Origin of the sequence: Streptosporangium oxazolinicum (genome assembly GCF_039537505.1) — a bacterium.
Lineage (GTDB): Bacteria > Actinomycetota > Actinomycetes > Streptosporangiales > Streptosporangiaceae > Streptosporangium > Streptosporangium oxazolinicum.
In genome coordinates, this window is record NZ_BAABAQ010000005.1 from 278,894 (window position 1) to 294,349 (window position 15,456).

Sequence of the window (15,456 nt, forward strand, 5' to 3'; positions counted from 1 at the left end):
AGTGCGTCTCGCAGCCTTCCAGTGGCGGAATCGAGTTCGCCGTCGATCCGGCGGTCGCCGGAGGGGACGAACCTGGCGAAGGTCGGACCGAGGGCTACTCGTGAGGCGCGTCCGGAGATGGTGGGGTGCGACGGCCGGGACGGTACGGACCGGCGACGGCCGCGGGACGTGTCGCGGCGGGGGTACGGCGAGGAGGGGCGTCGCGCCGGAGAACCAGGCAGGACCGGAGGGGAGGGGGCACGCCGGTGAGGTGGTGTCCGGAGGGGGAGTGGACTGTCGGGTGCATGGTCGCTCCTCGAATGCGCTCGGCCATTCGAGGTCTCCTTCACCCGCACCTCGCGGGCGACCGCCCGGGGACGCCACAGGGCGTCCGTATTGACCGGGCCGGTTCTTGGGAAGTACTCCCCTCGTTCGTTCAAGGTTAAAGGAAGGCGGGAGATCTCGCGTTCACCGAGGGGTGACTCTCCCGGACGCCACGGCGCCGCGGCGCGTCCGTGCCGGTGACCGGAGGCCCGGACGCGCCGCGGCGCCGGCACCCCTCCGCGATCCGCGCGGGCCGGCCTGCCGGCTCGGTCTCGCGGTCCGCTGGTGTGGGGGTGCCGGCGCCGCCGGAGAAACCCCGGGCCCTGACGCCCGTCGGTGGTCCGTCAGTAGTTGTAGCCGGAGTTGCCGGAGTTGTTGGAACCGGAGTTGTTCGAGGTGTGGGAACTCGGGTGCGATGAGGAGGGAGAGGGGGAGGGGGACGCGTTGCCCGTGGGGGAGGTCGTCGGGGTGGCCGCTCCGGAGGGCCTGATCAGGCCGAGCAGGCCGTGCGTGCCGCCGTCGCTGCCCGCGCTGAACCACAGGGAGTTCGTGCCGCCGACGGTCTCGGTACCGCGTTCCAGGTCCCACAGGCCGCTCAGGGTGATGGCCTTGCCGTCGGAGGAGCGCAGCGGGCCGAGCGGGCGGCCGTTACGCGGGTTGTAGGCGTTGATCCGGCCGTCGCCGAAGTTGCCGACCAGCAGGGCCCCGGAGTGGGCGCCGAACCCCTTCGGGGCGAGCGTCATCGCCCAGGGCGCGTTGAGGGCCCCGCGCGCGGCGAAGCGGCCGACGAACCGGCCCGAGCCGTTGAACTGGCTGACGAACCCCTTGCCCCGCCCGGCCACCGACTTGCCGGTCGCGGGGTCGCGCTTGGCGTACGCGACGAGGATGGAGTTGCCCACGACCTCCACGTTGAACGGCGCGTAGTCCTCCGGCAGGCCGGGGTCCTGGAACGCGCGGCGGCCGAACGAGATCCGGTCGAAGTCACCGTCGAAGACGTGGACCCGGTTGTGGGCGAAGTCGGCGGCGAGCAGCATCGCCCCCCGGTTCGTCTGGGCCAGGGCCAGGCCCTTGAAGTCGGCGCCCTTGACGAACGCGCTGATGATCGCGTCGTCCGGGTCGGCCTCGGCGTTCCAGCCGGTGATCGCCCCGCTGGGGCTGGCGAAGATGAACGTGGCCGGTCCGGAACCACCGGGCCCCTTGACGACGAACTCCTCGCCCATGTTGACGACCTGCCCGGTGGGCCTGCCGCCGGGGACGCGGACCTGCGTCTTCTCCTGCTTCACGGTGCCCGCGCCGCCTGAGTAGACCGTGGCCAGGCCGGTGCCCGCGGCCGAGACCCAGAGGGTCTTGCCCATGGCCAGTCCCCACGGGTTGACCAGCGTGGGGTCGGTGACCGCGGCTCGTCCGCTGACGTCCGAGACGAGGTTGGTGACCGCGAAGTGGTTTCCGAAGGTCTGTTTTCCGGCTTTCGCCGAACCGCTTCCGGCCGTGGTCTGTTTCGCTCCGGCCTGCGCCTGATGGGTCCCGGCGGACGCCGTACCGGCGACGCCCATGACCAGAACCGTGGCGCAGATCGTGACGATGCGTACTCGCATTCATGGCTCCTCTGTGAGGGAGTGCCTTTCGCCGCGAGATACGCGTGGGGTCCGTGCGCGGTTCAGTCCGTTTCCAAAAGGCCCGGACCTGGGAGGAGTCGGGGGAGCGGGAAAATCCGGCCCGTGGCCGCCGGTCAGGGCGGCCACGGGCCGGATTCCACGAGCGTCACACCGGGTCACGGCGCCTCGGGGCCGCGTACGAGCCGGGGGAGGGAAGGGCGCGCGGGCGGGGTCTCATAAGACCTTCACCGGGCGGGAGGGACCGGTCTCGTGCGACCTCGCCGGGTGGGGAGGCGGATCAGCGCAGGGCCGCCGCCTCGGCGGCCAGTTTCTCGATGCGCGGGTAGTCGCCGGTGGCGAGCGCGTCGGCCGGGGTGAGCCAGGTCCCGCCCACGCAGCCGACGTTCGGCAGGGCGAGGTAGCCGGGGGCCGTCGCGAGCTTGATGCCGCCCGTCGGGCAGAACCTGACCTGCGGCAGCGGGCCACCGAGCGCCTTCAGGTACGGCAGGCCACCCGCGGCCTCGGCGGGGAAGAACTTCATCTCGGTCACCCCGCGGTCGGCGAGCGCCATGACCTCCGACGCGGTCGCCACGCCGGGCAGGAACGGCACCCCGCTCACCTCCATGGCGTCGACCAGGCCCGGGGTGGTTCCCGGGCTGACCAGGAACTTCGAACCGGCCGCCACCGAGGCCGCCACGTCGGCCGGGGTGCGGACGGTGCCCGCGCCGATCACCGCCTCCGGGACCTCGGCGGCGATGCGCGCGATGGCGTCCAGGGCGGCGTCGGTGCGGAGGGTCACCTCGATGACCGGCAGGCCGCCCGCGACCAGGGCGCGGGCCAGGGGGACCGCGGTCTCCGGGTCGTCGATCACGACGACCGGGACGACCGGGGCGATGTCGAGCAGACTCATGCGAACTCCAGGGTGGACAGGCGCTGGTTGAGCCAGGCCGCCGCGCCGGTCAGGGCGGGCTGGGGGGCCACGATCAGCGCCGTGGCGATGCCGGAAAGGTAGTCGTTCAGGGTCGGGGTGGCCTCGAAGCGACGGCGGAAGTCGCTGGAGCGGACCCGGTCCACGATACGCGGCAGCACGCCGCCACCCAGGTAGACACCGCCCCGCGCGCCGAGGGTGAGGGCGACGTTCCCGGCGAAGGTACCGAGCATGGCGCAGAAGACCTCGATGGTCTCCGCGCACAGCGAGTCGTCCATCCGGGTCACGATGTCGGAAGCGGACAGCGCCGGAGCGTCCGTCCCGTGCACGAGCGCGAGCCCCCGGTGCAGACGCGACAAACCCGGCCCGGACAGCAGGTGCTCGGCCACCACGTGCTCCAGGCCGTCCGCGCGCAGTGCCCGGACGATCTCGTGGTCCCGCCTGTCGAGGACGGGCGCGGTGACGTGCCCGCCCTCCCCGGGGATCGGCACCCAGCCCTCGGCGGCGGGCACCAGGCCGCCCACGCCGAGACCCGTCCCCGGCCCGAGTACGGCCTTGACGCCGCGCGAGGGCTCGGGGCCGCCCAGGGAGACCAGGTCGTCGCCCCGCAGGTACGGCAGGGACGCGGCCAGGGCCTCGAAGTCGTTGAGCAGCCAGGCGTTCGGGATGCCCAGATCGCGTACCGACCCTGTCCACCCGGCGTTGGTGAGCCGGTAGCGGTCGCCCTCCACGGGCCCCGCGATCGCGACGCACGCGGCTCCCGGCTGAACTCCGCCCGCATGATCTGCGATATAGGCGGCTACGGCTTCGGGAAGGCCATCGTGTTCCGCGCCCGCGAGCACGGCTACCGCCTCGGGCTGTCCACCGGGCTCGGTGACCAGCCCGAACCGGGCGTTGGTGCCGCCGACGTCGGCGACGAGCCAGGGAAGGCTCACGAGATCTCCTTCGCGGGCCGTGTGGCCGTGGCGGGCCACACGGGGTTCAGGGGGTTCACGGGCCGTACGACCGGGGGCCGTGCGGGTCCTGCGGACCGCGCGAGGGGCCACGTGGGGTTCATGGACCGCGCAAGGGGTCGCGTGGGGTTTGTGGACCGTGCGAGAGAGACGGTGCGCGCGCTCACGCCCGGATTCCGCTCTGGGCGGTCGCCGGGCGGGTGCCGTTCGCGACGGCCTCGGCGTGGCCGTTCAGCGCGAAGACGCCCGCGCCGCGCTCGGCCGGGCCCGCCGCGCGGCGGAAGGCGCCGAACAGCTCGCGGCCGGTCCCCACCCACTGGGCGTCGGTGAGCGGCGCGCCCCGCAGCGGTCTGGCGGCCAGCTCCTCGGCCGGGACCAGCAGCTCCAGGGTTCCGGCGGCGGCGTCGAGGCGGATCGGGTCGCCGTCCACCACCAGCGCGATGGGACCCCCGTCGGCGGCCTCGGGCGACAGGTGGATGGCCGCGGGGACCTTGCCGGACGCGCCGGACATCCGGCCGTCGGTGACGATCGCGACCCGCTGGCCCCTGTCCAGCAGGACCGCCATCGGCGGGGTGAGCTTGTGCAGCTCGGGCATGCCGTTCGCGCTCGGCCCCTGGTAGCGGATGACCGCGACGAAGTCCTGCCCGTCCAGCTCGCCCGCGTCGAAGGCGCGCAGCAGCTCCAGCTGGTCGTCGAAGACCTTCGCCGGGGCCTCGATGACCAGGTGCTCGTCCTTGACCGCGGAGACCTTGCTGACCGCGCGGCCCAGGTTGCCGTCGAGCATGTGGATGCCGCCGTCGGGGGAGAACGCGCCCGCGACCGGGCGCAGCACGTCGAGGTCGGTGCTGCCCTCGGTGCGCTCCTCCCAGACCAGCTCGCCCTCCTTCAGCTCGGCGGCCGAGCGGTAGTGGTCCAGCCCGCGCCCGGCGATCGTCAGCACGTCGCGGTGCAGCAGCCCGGCGTCCAGCAGGTCGCCGATGAGCACCTGCATGCCGCCCGCGGCCTGGAAGTGGTTCACGTCCGCCTGGCCGTTGGGGTACATGCGGGTCAGCAGCGGCACCGCCTTCGACAACGCGGCCAGGTCGTCCCAGAGGAGCTCGATTCCGGCCGCCGCGGCGATGGCGACGATGTGCATGGTGTGGTTGGTCGAGCCGCCGGTCGCCAGCAGCGCCACGCAGGCGTTGACGATCGCCTTCTCGTCCACGACCTCGCCGACGGGGGTGTACTCGGCGCCGTGCGCGGTCAGCTCGACCGCCCGCCTGCCCGCGGCCCTCGTCAGGGCCTCGCGCAGCTCGGTGCGCGGGTTGACGAACGTCGAGCCGGGCAGGTGCAGGCCCATGACCTCGATCATGACCTGGTTGGAGTTGGCGGTGCCGTAGAAGGTGCAGGTGCCGGGGGAGTGGTACGACCTCGCCTCGGCGTCGAGCAGCTCGTCCTTGCCGACCTTGCCCTCGGCGAACAGCTGCCGGGTGCGGGCCTTGACCTTGTTGGGCAGGCCGGAGGTCATCGGCCCGGCGGGGACGAAGATCGCGGGCAGGTGGCCGAAGTGCAGCGCCCCGATCAGCAGACCTGGAACGATCTTGTCGCAGACACCGAGCATGAGGGAGGCGTCGAACATGTCGTGCGAGAGCGCGATCGCGGTGGCCATCGCGATGACCTCGCGGCTGTAGAGCGACAGCTCCATGCCCGCCCGGCCCTGCGTGACGCCGTCGCACATCGCGGGCACGCCCCCGGCGAACTGCGCGACGCCGCCTGCCTTCCTGACGGCCGCCTTGAGGATCGCCGGGTAGGCCTCGTACGGCTGGTGCGCCGAGAGCATGTCGTTGTAGCTCGACACGATCGCCACGCCCGGCTTGACGTTGGCGCGCAGGTCCCGCTTGTCGCTCTCGCCCACGGCGGCGAAGCCGTGCGCCAGGTTGGCGCAGCCCAGGCTCGCCCTGGCGGGGCCGCGCAGGCGGGCCGCCTCGGCCTCGGCGTGCAGCCTTCTCAGGTACGCGGTGCGGCTGGGGCGGCTGCGCTCGACCAGACGGTCGGTCACCTCCTGGATCACGGGGTGCATCCGGCCTCCTCGGTCGTGGTCGGCGTGGTTCTCTCGGTCGTTCGGATGCGGGTGCTCGGCTCGCGCGCTCACGCCAGCCCCTCCTCGTGCCAGACGCGGCCGCTGCGGCCGACGAGCTCGTGGGCCGCGGCGGGTCCCGCGCTGCCCGCCGGGTACGGCTCGGGCACGGTGCCCCGGGACTCCCACTCGTCGAGGATCGGGTCGATCCACCGCCAGGCGGCCTCGACCTCGTCGCGCCGCATGAACAGGGTCGGGTTGCCGGCGAGGACGTCCATGAGCAGCCGCTCGTAGGCCTCGGGCACCCGGCCGGTGAAGGTCTCGGCGAAGCTCAGGCCCAGCGGGACCGGCTTGAGCGCCACCTCGCCCGCGCCCGGCTCCTTGGCCATGATGTTCAGCTGGATGCCCTCGCTGGGCTGCAGCCGCAGCACCAGCCGGTTCGGCGTGCTGCCCGGGAAGATCGAGTGGGGCACGTCCTTGAACTGCACCACGATCTCCGAGCAGCGGTACGGCATGCGCTTGCCGGTACGCAGGTAGAACGGCACCCCGGCCCAGCGCCAGTTCTTCACCTCGGCGCGGATCGCGGCGAAGGTCTCCACCCGGCGGGAGTCCTCGGTGGGCGCGGTGTTGTCGGGCTCGTCGAGGTAGCCGGGCACCGGGACGCCGCCGGACTCGCCCGCCGTGTACTGGCCGCGTACGGTGAAGCGGTCCACCTCGCCGCCGGTGACGGCCCGCAGCGACTGCAGGACCTTGACCTTCTCGTCGCGGATCGACTCGCGGTCGTTGCGCGACGGCGGCTCCATCGCCACCAGGCACAGCAGCTGGAGCAGGTGGTTCTGCACCATGTCGCGCAGCGCGCCCGCGTGGTCGTAGTAGCCGCGGCGGCCGGGGGTGCCGACGGTCTCGGCGACGGTGATCTGGACGTGGTCGATCCAGAGCGAGTTCCAGATCGGCTCCAGGAACGCGTTGGCGAACCGGAGCACGAGGAGGTTCTGGACCGTCTCCTTGCCCAGGTAGTGGTCGATGCGGTAGATCTGCCGCTCGTCGAAGATGGCGCCGACCTCGTCGTTGATGCGCAGCGCGCTGGCCAGGTCGCGCCCGAGGGGCTTCTCCAGCACCACCCGCGAGGCGGGGGTGACCAGCCCGGCGCGGTGCGCCTCCCGGCAGAACGGGCCGAACGTCATGGGCGGGCTGGCCAGGTAGAAGACCCGGTCGCGGTGCTCGTGCCCGCCGAGCATCCCGGCGAGCCTCGCCCACCCGGTGGGGTCCTGGCCGCTGATGTCGACGGTGACGTGGTGCAGGCGGCCGAGGAAGCGCTGCCAGACGCCGAGGTCGTCCACCGGCACCGAGCCGCGCACCTCGGCGTCCACCTTGCCGCGGAAGTCGGCGTCGTCGAGCCCGCCTCGGGACATCGCGATCACGCGGGTCTCGGGGGCGAGGCGCCCGTCCCGGTCGGAGTGGTAGAGCGCCGGGAGGAGTTTCCGCATGGAGAGGTCGCCTGTGCCGCCGAAGACGATGAGGTCGGCGGGTTGCGGGGTCTCGGACATGGGGCGGCGCTCCAAGCGATCTACCGAAATTAGGGATAGATCGGACAGTAGCCAGATCTTGCGCTCTACACAAGCGGAGTTTTGTAATTTGAGATGAGAAAGTAGGAAGTTTTCATTTCCAAAGTGGGTGTGATTCACTTAGCGGATGCCTCGACGTCCCGCCGCCGCGCTGGCCACCAGCGGTGAGGTGCTGCGCCTCATCCGCTCCGGTGAGGCGGTCACCCGCGCGGACATAGGGCGTGTCACCGGCCTGTCCAGACCGGCCGTGTCCCTGCGCGTCACCGAGCTGCTGGACCGGCGCCTCGTCGTGGAGGACAGCGAGGGCCCCTCCACCGGGGGCCGCCCGCCCACCCGCCTGGCCTTCAACGCCTCCGGCGGGCTCGTCCTGGTCGGCTCCCTGGGCGCGAGCCGCGCGCAGATCGCCGTCTGCGACCTCGCGGGCAAGGTGCTGACCGGCACCGCCCTGTCCGTGGACGTGGAGGAGGGCCCGGACGTCGTCCTGCCCCTGGTTATGCAGACCTGGAGCGATCTGCTCGGCGACCGCCCCGTCTCACTGATCCGCGGGGTCGGCCTGGGCGTCCCCGCGACGGTGGAGTTCGCGGCCGGCCGCACCGAGAGCGCCCGGATCATGGCCAACTGGACCGGCGTGGCCATCCCGCCGATCATCGCCGAGCGCTTCCCCGTCCCGGTCTTCCTCGACAACGACGTGAACGTCATCGCGATCGGCGAGCACCGCGAGATCTACGCGGGCGAGGCCGACGACCTGCTGTTCATCAAGGTCTCCACCCGGATCGGCTCCGGGGTGATCGCCGGGGGCGAGATCCTGCGCGGGGCGCTGGGCGCCGCGGGGGAGATCGGGCACATCCCGGTCCGCGACGGCGGGGGAGTCCTCTGCCGCTGCGGCAACATCGACTGCGTCGACTCCATCGCGAGCGGCACCGCGATCCTGCGCCAGCTCCGCGCCAGGGGGTACGAGGTCAAGACCCTCGCCGACGTGGTGAGCCTGGTCAGGGCGGGGGACGCGGAGACCATGACCGTGGTCCGCAACGCCGCCCGGATGCTCGGCGAGGTCGTCGCCAGCGCGGTCAACCTGCTCAACCCCTCGGTGGTCGTCCTCGGTGGCGACGTCGCGGAGACCTTCCAGCCGATGGTCTCCGGGGTCCGCGAGGTCATCCACCGTCGCTCGACGGCCCTGGCCACCCGCAACCTGCGGATAGAGCGCAGCCGGCTCGGCCCGAGCGCCGGGATCATCGGCTGCGCCCACATGGTCCTGGACAACATCCTGTCGCCCGAGGCCGTCGACTCCGCGGGCTGGCAGTCGCTGCGCTCCGTCCGCTCCCTCGTCTGAGCCGCTCCCCGCTCTGAGTCACTCTCGCGTCCGAGCGTCCGAGTCTGTTCCGCGCCTGAGCCGGGTCCCCGGTACGTCGCGGAGCGGGCCTGCCTCCCGCCCTCCCGCGCCGCTACGCCTCCCGCGGGGTCTCCTTCCGGTCGGCGGTGCCCGTGGCCCTGGCGTTGAGGACCACCAGCGCCAGCAGGACGAGCAGCCCGGCGAACGTCACGGCCAGGCCCACGAGTTCGGCGAACCAGCCGACCAGGACGGGGCCGAGCAGCAGCCCCGAGTAGGTCAGCGTGGTGAACCTGGCCAGCGCCGCGGCCGCGCCGAGGCCCTCGGCGCCGCCGTGTCCCACCGCGCTGAAGATGAGGGGGAGCAGCACCGAGAGGCCGACTCCCACCACCGCGAAGCCCGCGACCGCGACGACGATACCCGGGCTGAGCACGACCATCGCCAGGCCGCACAGGGCGATGCCGCCGCTCACCCTGACCAGGGCGGGGGCGCCGTACCGCTCGTGCAGGCGGTCCCCGACGAGGCGGCCGGCGGTCTGGCACAGGTTGAAGAACGTGTAGCCCAGCGAGGCCACGGCGAGGGTGGCGCCACGGTCCTCCAGGAGGAAGACACCGCTCCAGTTGCCGACCGCGCCCTCGACGATCAGGATGACCGCGCCCATCGCGCCGAACATCAGCACCCGGGGGGTCCAGCCGTCCCGCCACTTCACCCGGACCTTCTTCTCGCCCTCCCGGCTCGCGTGCCGGTCGGCCGAGGCCGGCAGCATCCACAGCCCGGTGACCAGCGCGAGGAGGGCCACGGCCACGCCCAGCCACAGGAAGTGCGTCATGGGGGAGAGACCGGCCTGGATGGCGAGGCCGCCCAGCACGGAGGCGGCCATCGCGCCGATGCTCCAGGCGGCGTGGCAGCGGTTCATCACGGACCGCCCGTGGGCGCGCTCGACCGCGATGGCGTGGGCGTTCATGGAGACGTCGAGAAGCCCGTCGATCGCACCGAAGATCATCAGCGCGACGGCGAGCTGGATCGGATCACCGGCCAGCGCGAGGCCGACCAGGGACAGCGGCAGCGCCACCCCGGACACCCGGGCGATCGGCGCGCTGCCGTACCGGGCCACCAGGCCACCGGCGAGCTGCATGGCGACCAGCGCCGAGACGGAGGGGACGACGAGCAGGAGACCGAGCTGCCCGACGGAGAGCTCGTGCTCCACCTTCAGCGAGGGGACCCTGATCAGGAAGCTGGCGTACGAGAGCCCCACGATCAGGAACGCGGACATCGCGGCCAGGCGGGTCCGGGTCGCGGCCCGTGACATCACCGCCCCGGGCGGCGTCCCGGGCGGCTCGTCCGAGGGGGAGTCCACGCCGGGCGTATCCCCCGGAGGCCCTGGAGCTCCCGGATCTCCCGCTGCTCCGGGAGGCCGTCCCCCCGACGCGGGCTCGGTGGTGTTCTCAGGCGCCGTCATCGCCGGCCCACTCCCTCGTCCATCGGGGGTCCATCCTGTCCTCCGCGCGGATGAACCGCACGTCGGCGGAGACGCGCATGACGTCGGTCACGGTGTCGAGGGAGGCGTGCACCACGTGCGGGCTGTGCACGGTCAGGTCCCCCGCCTCGTAGTCGCTCCACAGCCAGCGCCGGCCGACGACGCGGGCCGTCAGCTGGAGGTCGTGGCTGATCGGCCGGGAGTCGTGGGCCCGGTCGGTCGCGAGCCGCGCCGCGTCGAACCGTTCGGGGGACTCCCGGTGCGAGCCCTCCAGATAGACCAGGCCCCCGGTCTCCAACGGGCAGTCGCCGACCGGTATCCACATCGTCAGGACGCGGTCGCTGCCCTGGGACATGTACGCGTGGTCGGTGTGGGCGCGGGAGGCCCGCAGCGAGCCCGCGTAGAAGTGGCGCAGGATGCCCCGGGGCAGGATCCGGACGGGACCGCCGAGCAGGGTCGCGGCCAGCTCCGTCAGGGCCGGTTGCCGGGCGAAGGAGGTGAACCGTTCCGTACGCACGAAGTCGTAGGCCGGGTGGTCCTTCACCCCGTGCGAGGGCAGCCCCTCCGGCGGGCGGCCGGAGAAGACACCCTCCTCGGGGGTGGTCCCCGGCTTGAGCAGGCCCTCGGGAAACGCCGACAGGTAGGCCCCGCGCAGCGAGAGGACCGCCTCGCGGTCGAGGAACCCGCGCAGCAGTACCAGCCCGTCGTCCTGGAACCGCCGTCTGAGCGCCTCGGGGTCGCCGAGCAGCGCGCCGCTGTCGGGAAGCGGGGCGAACAAGTCGTCGGTGAACGGGATGGGCACGCCGTTGGAGGAGACGGCTCGCCGGTCTCCGGGCATCAGTAGACCCCCTCGGTGATCTGGTCGGCGTCCTCCGCCTCGTAGGGCCCCACCCGCGCCACCCCGGGCCACGGGAACCAGGGGTGCGGCGGGGCGGAGATCGCGCTGTCCCGTTCCAGGAGGTTGGGCAGGAAGAGGTCCTCCAGGAGGGTCACCACCCTGATCCGGCCCCGCTCGCCCTCGGCGACCTCCCGCCACACGTCGTCGGGCCGGACGACGTGCATGACCGCGAAGGGCGGCGGCAGGTGGTAGCTGTGCGGCTCGCCGGGGGAGGGGGCGTCACCCTGGAGGGCGTGCCCGGCGAGGGTGTTGCCGTAGGTGTCGATCCACTGGACCCCGTCCAGATACTCCTCGCGCAGATAGCGCGCCTCCTCGGGGGAGCAGGAGATGCCGCCGGTGCACACGGCGCGGACGCCGTACTCCGCGAGGGGTTTGTCCAGCGCCGGGGCGAGCGACAGGAGCAGCTTGGCGGTCGTGAAGAGCAGGCTGATCCGCTCGTCCCGCAGGATGTCCGCCGTCTGCGCGACGAGGTGGCCGACGTAGGCGTCGGCACCCCCGGCGGCGTCGCCGGACGCGCGCACCAGGTGCTTGACCCAGCGCGGGTCGAAGTCCACGGAGAAGACGGCCGCCCCCCAGCTGTCGCCGAGCAGCTTCACGAAGTGCCCGTAGGCGTGCGGGCCGCTGGGCGTCATGGCCAGGATGTCGCCGCCGAGCAGGCCGCGGGCCTCCAGCATCACGCGGTACATCCGCACGTCGTAGATGGCGCGGGTCACGTCGACGACCCGGTACGGCGGCCCGGACGTCCCGCCGGTCTCCACGACGCGGAACGGCCGCCCGGCGAAGCCCCGGGGCACGAGGTCGCGGGCGCTCACCCCCCGCAGGTCGGTCTTGTCGAACAGGCCGAACAGGCGCAGGGAGGCGTAGTCGGTGACGTCGCGGATCGGGTCGAAGGGCAGGCGGCTCCTGCGCGCCAGCCAGAACGGTGAGCCGCTCTCCTCGCCGAAGTGCCAGCTCATCATGCGTACCGTCCACTCGTCGAGGGACTCGCGCATGGGGGGGATCTGCTCTCGCATGGCGTCCAGCAGGGAGCCGGTGGGCGGGAGGTGAGTGCTCGGGTTCAGGACGAGGCTCCTTCGGGGACTTCGGGAACTTCGGGGACGGTCGCGAAGCGGGCCGGGTGCACGAAGCGGGACCCGGCGGCGACGCCGCGCGCTCCGGCCTCGTCGGTGGAGACGACGACGGCGAGGGGGAAGGGCAGCTCGCAGCCGACGAGGGGGTGGCCGACGTCGTCGACGTGGACGAGGGTGGGCGCGAGGAACGTCATCCCGCCCGACCTGACCAGGAGGGGCCGCCGGGTGAGGACGCGCCCGCCGGGAGCGAGCCGCTCGGAGACGAACGCGGCCATCCGCGCGGCGTCGGCCTCGGCCCACGACGCCTGCGGCCGGCGCGGGTCCGGCGGGTCGAGGGAGATGCCGTCGAGCACGGCCGCGACCTTCAGGGCGTCGGCCTCGGCCGCCCGCAGGCAGACCACCGTGGACGCGCTGGTGCAGAAGCGGCCCGCGTCCCGCGCGATCCTGTCGGCGAGGTCCTCGGGGTCCACCGGCTCCCGCGCGCCCACGATCACGCAGGCCCGGCCTGGCCCGCGCAGGTCGAGGGACGGCGTGGCCAGGGCCGGTTCGGCGGCGAGGCCGTCGCCGCCGTAGACGATCTGCCGGTCGGTCGCCCGGATCATCGCGGGCAGGGTCCGGGGCGCGCTCGGGTAGTAGCCCAGCGTCTCGGGCGGCCAGCCCACGCTCAGCAGGGCCCCCACCAGGCGGGCCGACGACAGCGGCTCGCGCCTGCTGGGGCGGATCCAGACCGCCGCGCCGGACAGCGCCGCCTCCAGCACCCCCTCCAGGCAGGTGAAGGTGTTGGCGGGCAGGGAGACCAGGGTGAGCCCGCCGGACTCGTCCGCGGCCTCCTTCGCGAGCTCCTCCAGCCGCTCGCCGAGCATCGCCGACCAGCGTCGCACGAGGGCGGGAGGAAGGCCCGCCGTGGCGCGCATCGCCTCCTCGAAGTCCCCGGCGTCCTGGACACCCAGGGCCTCGACGGGCACGCGGCCGTGCCGGAACAGCGCGACGGCCTCGCGGAGCAGCTCCAGGCGCCGGTCACGCGGCGGCACGGTCGTCGCGGCACGGCGTGCCCGCAGGCGCGCGCCGTCGTCGCGGACGAGGATCTCCGGGGCCAGGGAGAGCAGCGGGCCCCCGGGGACGGGCACGGTGTCCAGCGACCGGTACCACCGTCCCGCGCGCAGCAGCGGCAGGACCGTCTCGCCGGTCACGAGACCGGTCACGACAGCGCGTCCCGCAGCGCGCGGACGACCCGTTCCTGCTGGGCGCGCGTCATGCCGGGGAAGAGCGGCAGGCAGATGTGGCGGGAGGTGAACGCCTCGGCATGCGGGAAGGACCGCTCCGCGAAGCGCCGGGCGAAGTAGGGCTGGCGGTGGAGCGGGACGTCGTACACCTCGCCCGCCAGCCGTACCCCCTCGGCGCGGAGCCGCTGTTTGAGCGCCGCGCGGTCGACGCCCTCCGGGAGGAGGGCGAGATACTTGTAGTGGTTCGACGCGCACCCGGCCGGCACGGCGGGGCGGGTCAGGGCGGGCACACCGGCGAGGCTCTCGTCGTACCATTCGGCCAGTGCCGTACGCTCGGCCAGCACCTCCGCCAGCCGGGCCAGATGGGTCAGGCCCACCGCCGCGTGCAGCTCGCTCATCCGCCAGTTGCTGCCGAGGTCGTCGTGGAGGTTCTCCTCGAAGGACCGCTTACCGTGGTCGCGCAGGTGCGCGGCCCGCCTCAGGTCGGCCCCGTCGGCGCTGAGCAGGCCGCCCTCGCCACTGGTGATGATCTTGGTGGGGTAGAGGGAGAAGGCGGCGAGCCGGCCGAAGGTGCCCGCCTGGCGCCCGTGCAGCGAGGAGCCGAGGGCGTGGGCGGCGTCCTCGACGACGGCGACGCCCCGCCGGTCGCACTCGGCCAGCACCTCGGCCAGCGAGCCGGATACGACCCCGGCGATGTGCACGGGCACGACCGCGGCCACATCCTCGTGGGCGGCCAGGGCGGCGCGCAGCCCCTCGGGGTCCATGCCGAGACCGTCCGGCTCCATGTCGACGAAGTCGACCCGGGCACCGGCGCGGACGGCGCTGGCCGCGGTCGCGAAGAAGGTGTTGGCCGGGACCAGGACGGTGCGCCCCTCGACCCCGACGATCCGCAGGGCGATCTCCAGGGCCGAGGAGCCCGAGCTCACCGCCGCGGTGCCGCGCCCGATCTCCCGGCTCGCGAGCGCCTCCAGCCGGGTGCCGCGCGGTCCGAGCGTCAGCGCCCCGGAGGCGAGGGCGTCGTCGACCAGGTCCAGGATGTCCAGGCGGGCCCGGACGTCGAAACCCACCCTGGCGGCGGGCACATCCGGCGTAGCGGCGGCGGGCTCGGCCAGGGAGCGGGTGAAGAAGTCCGCCGCCTCGGCCAGGCCGGTGCTGTGGCCCATGGGCAGCGGCAGGATCTCGGCCGTGTCGTGGCCGCTCACGATCCGCTCACCGGCGGTCTTGGCGTCGCCGGGATCGAGGCGGCCGTCGGCCGTGCCGTACTGGATCTGCAGGGGAGCCGGGGCGAGCGCCGCGTACAGGTCGGGCAGGTCGGCGTGGCGCAGGATGGACGGCAGGGCGACGTACTGGTTCCAGGCCAGCGACCGGCCGATCATCGTCTCGTACGTGCCCAGGTGGCTCGCGGCGCACAGCGGGAGCGGCTCCTCCCGCAGCAGCGCGGCGTGCAGGGCCACCGCCGCGCCCATGCTGTGCCCGAACAGGCCGACCCTCCCGGGGGCCACGTCCGGATGCGCGCGGAGCCAGTCGAGCGCGGCTCCCGCGTCCTCCGCCAGCGCGCCGAGGAGACTGCCGCCGCGCAGCCGCAGCGTGCCGTCCAGTACGTCGCCCGGGTCGCGTCCGCCCAGCGTGGCGGGCTCGGCCCACCGGTCGAGGCCGTGGTCGAGGGTGAGGGTGAGGAAGCCTGCCCCGGTCAGGTGGGCGGCGACGTCGCGGCCGGGGTGGTCGGGGGGCAGGAGCCCGGTGACCCGTTCCAGGGTCGCGTTGCGTCCCGCGCAGACCAGTACGGCGGGCCACGGCCCCGGGCCCGGCGGGGTCAGCATGACCGCGCGCAGCTCGCGACGCCCCTCGTGCTCGAAGAGGTAGTGGTCCACCCTCGGCTCCGCGCCCTCCTGCCCGCGGGTGGAGCGCACGCGAAGGGACACCCGCCGGACTGCGGCCAGTCTGGCCACCGCTCTGCGCACCTGGACGTTGCGGACGGCCTGGTCCGGCGCGGGAGAGCCGGGGACGGGATCGACCGGGGAGTGGCCGAGGTGGTGGAACCGGTCGATCGACGTCAACGCG

General features: G+C 73.3%; 11 protein-coding genes. 1 reads left to right on the top strand and 10 read right to left on the bottom strand.

The window, feature by feature from the left end:
- Positions 1–647: 647 nt before the first annotated feature.
- From ABD817_RS16550 to zwf, 5 genes are all read right to left on the bottom strand, one after another.
- Positions 648–1,898, bottom strand: coding sequence for a TIGR03118 family protein (locus ABD817_RS16550; protein WP_344918823.1), 1,251 nt, complete (start codon positions 1,896–1,898; stop codon positions 648–650).
- A gap of 298 nt (positions 1,899–2,196) precedes the next feature.
- The gene (gene eda / locus ABD817_RS16555; protein ID WP_344918824.1) at positions 2,197–2,808 is read right to left on the bottom strand and encodes a bifunctional 4-hydroxy-2-oxoglutarate aldolase/2-dehydro-3-deoxy-phosphogluconate aldolase; all 612 of its coding nucleotides are present in this window, start codon (positions 2,806–2,808) and stop codon (positions 2,197–2,199) included.
- Entirely contained in the window at positions 2,805–3,761 is a 957-nt protein-coding gene (locus ABD817_RS16560; protein ID WP_344918825.1) for a glucokinase, read from the bottom strand. The genes eda and ABD817_RS16560 overlap by 4 nt, the downstream gene beginning before the upstream one ends.
- Positions 3,762–3,942: 181 nt before the next feature.
- A complete protein-coding gene (gene edd / locus ABD817_RS16565; RefSeq protein ID WP_344919037.1) occupies positions 3,943–5,838 on the bottom strand; it encodes a phosphogluconate dehydratase in 1,896 nt (631 codons plus the stop codon).
- 68 nt (positions 5,839–5,906) lie between these two features.
- Positions 5,907–7,382: a glucose-6-phosphate dehydrogenase gene (gene zwf, locus ABD817_RS16570; RefSeq protein WP_344918826.1), complete on the bottom strand. Its 1,476-nt coding sequence runs from the start codon at positions 7,380–7,382 to the stop codon at positions 5,907–5,909.
- A 145-nt stretch (positions 7,383–7,527) separates the two neighbouring features.
- Between zwf and ABD817_RS16575 the strand changes: the two genes are divergently transcribed.
- Positions 7,528–8,730 (top strand): ROK family transcriptional regulator, encoded by a 1,203-nt coding sequence (locus ABD817_RS16575; RefSeq protein WP_344918827.1) that lies wholly within the window; start codon positions 7,528–7,530, stop codon positions 8,728–8,730.
- 112 nt (positions 8,731–8,842) lie between these two features.
- Here the strand turns inward: ABD817_RS16575 and ABD817_RS16580 are convergent, their stop codons facing one another.
- From ABD817_RS16580 to ABD817_RS16600, 5 genes are all read right to left on the bottom strand, one after another.
- Complete coding sequence (locus ABD817_RS16580; RefSeq protein WP_344918828.1) at positions 8,843–10,084, bottom strand: MFS transporter; 1,242 nt, start codon at positions 10,082–10,084, stop codon at positions 8,843–8,845.
- An 88-nt stretch (positions 10,085–10,172) separates the two neighbouring features.
- Positions 10,173–11,042, bottom strand: a complete 870-nt coding sequence (locus ABD817_RS16585) for a phytanoyl-CoA dioxygenase family protein (protein WP_344918829.1) — start codon at positions 11,040–11,042, stop codon at positions 10,173–10,175.
- A complete protein-coding gene (locus tag ABD817_RS16590) occupies positions 11,042–12,115 on the bottom strand; it encodes an acyl-CoA synthetase family protein (RefSeq protein WP_344918830.1) in 1,074 nt (357 codons plus the stop codon). The genes ABD817_RS16585 and ABD817_RS16590 overlap by 1 nt, the downstream gene beginning before the upstream one ends.
- Positions 12,116–12,159: 44 nt before the next feature.
- Entirely contained in the window at positions 12,160–13,374 is a 1,215-nt protein-coding gene (locus tag ABD817_RS16595; RefSeq protein ID WP_344918831.1) for a hypothetical protein, read from the bottom strand.
- On the bottom strand, positions 13,371–15,452 hold the full coding sequence (locus ABD817_RS16600; protein ID WP_344918832.1) for a DegT/DnrJ/EryC1/StrS family aminotransferase: 2,082 nt from the start codon (positions 15,450–15,452) through the stop codon (positions 13,371–13,373). Before ABD817_RS16600 ends, ABD817_RS16595 begins: the two co-directional genes overlap by 4 nt.
- Between the last annotated feature and the right edge of the window lie 4 nt (positions 15,453–15,456).

Excerpts from the sequence above, each read along its gene's own strand:
- ABD817_RS16550 (WP_344918823.1), bottom strand. The coding sequence starts at position 1,898 with ATGCGAGTACGCATCGTCACGATCTGCGCCACGGTTCTGGTCATGGGC.
- eda (WP_344918824.1), bottom strand. The coding sequence starts at position 2,808 with ATGAGTCTGCTCGACATCGCCCCGGTCGTCCCGGTCGTCGTGATCGAC.
- edd (WP_344919037.1), bottom strand. The coding sequence starts at position 5,838 with ATGCACCCCGTGATCCAGGAGGTGACCGACCGTCTGGTCGAGCGCAGC.
- zwf (WP_344918826.1), bottom strand. The coding sequence starts at position 7,382 with ATGTCCGAGACCCCGCAACCCGCCGACCTCATCGTCTTCGGCGGCACA.
- ABD817_RS16575 (WP_344918827.1), top strand. The coding sequence starts at position 7,528 with ATGCCTCGACGTCCCGCCGCCGCGCTGGCCACCAGCGGTGAGGTGCTG.
- ABD817_RS16585 (WP_344918829.1), bottom strand. The coding sequence starts at position 11,042 with ATGCCCGGAGACCGGCGAGCCGTCTCCTCCAACGGCGTGCCCATCCCG.
- ABD817_RS16590 (WP_344918830.1), bottom strand. The coding sequence starts at position 12,115 with ATGCGAGAGCAGATCCCCCCCATGCGCGAGTCCCTCGACGAGTGGACG.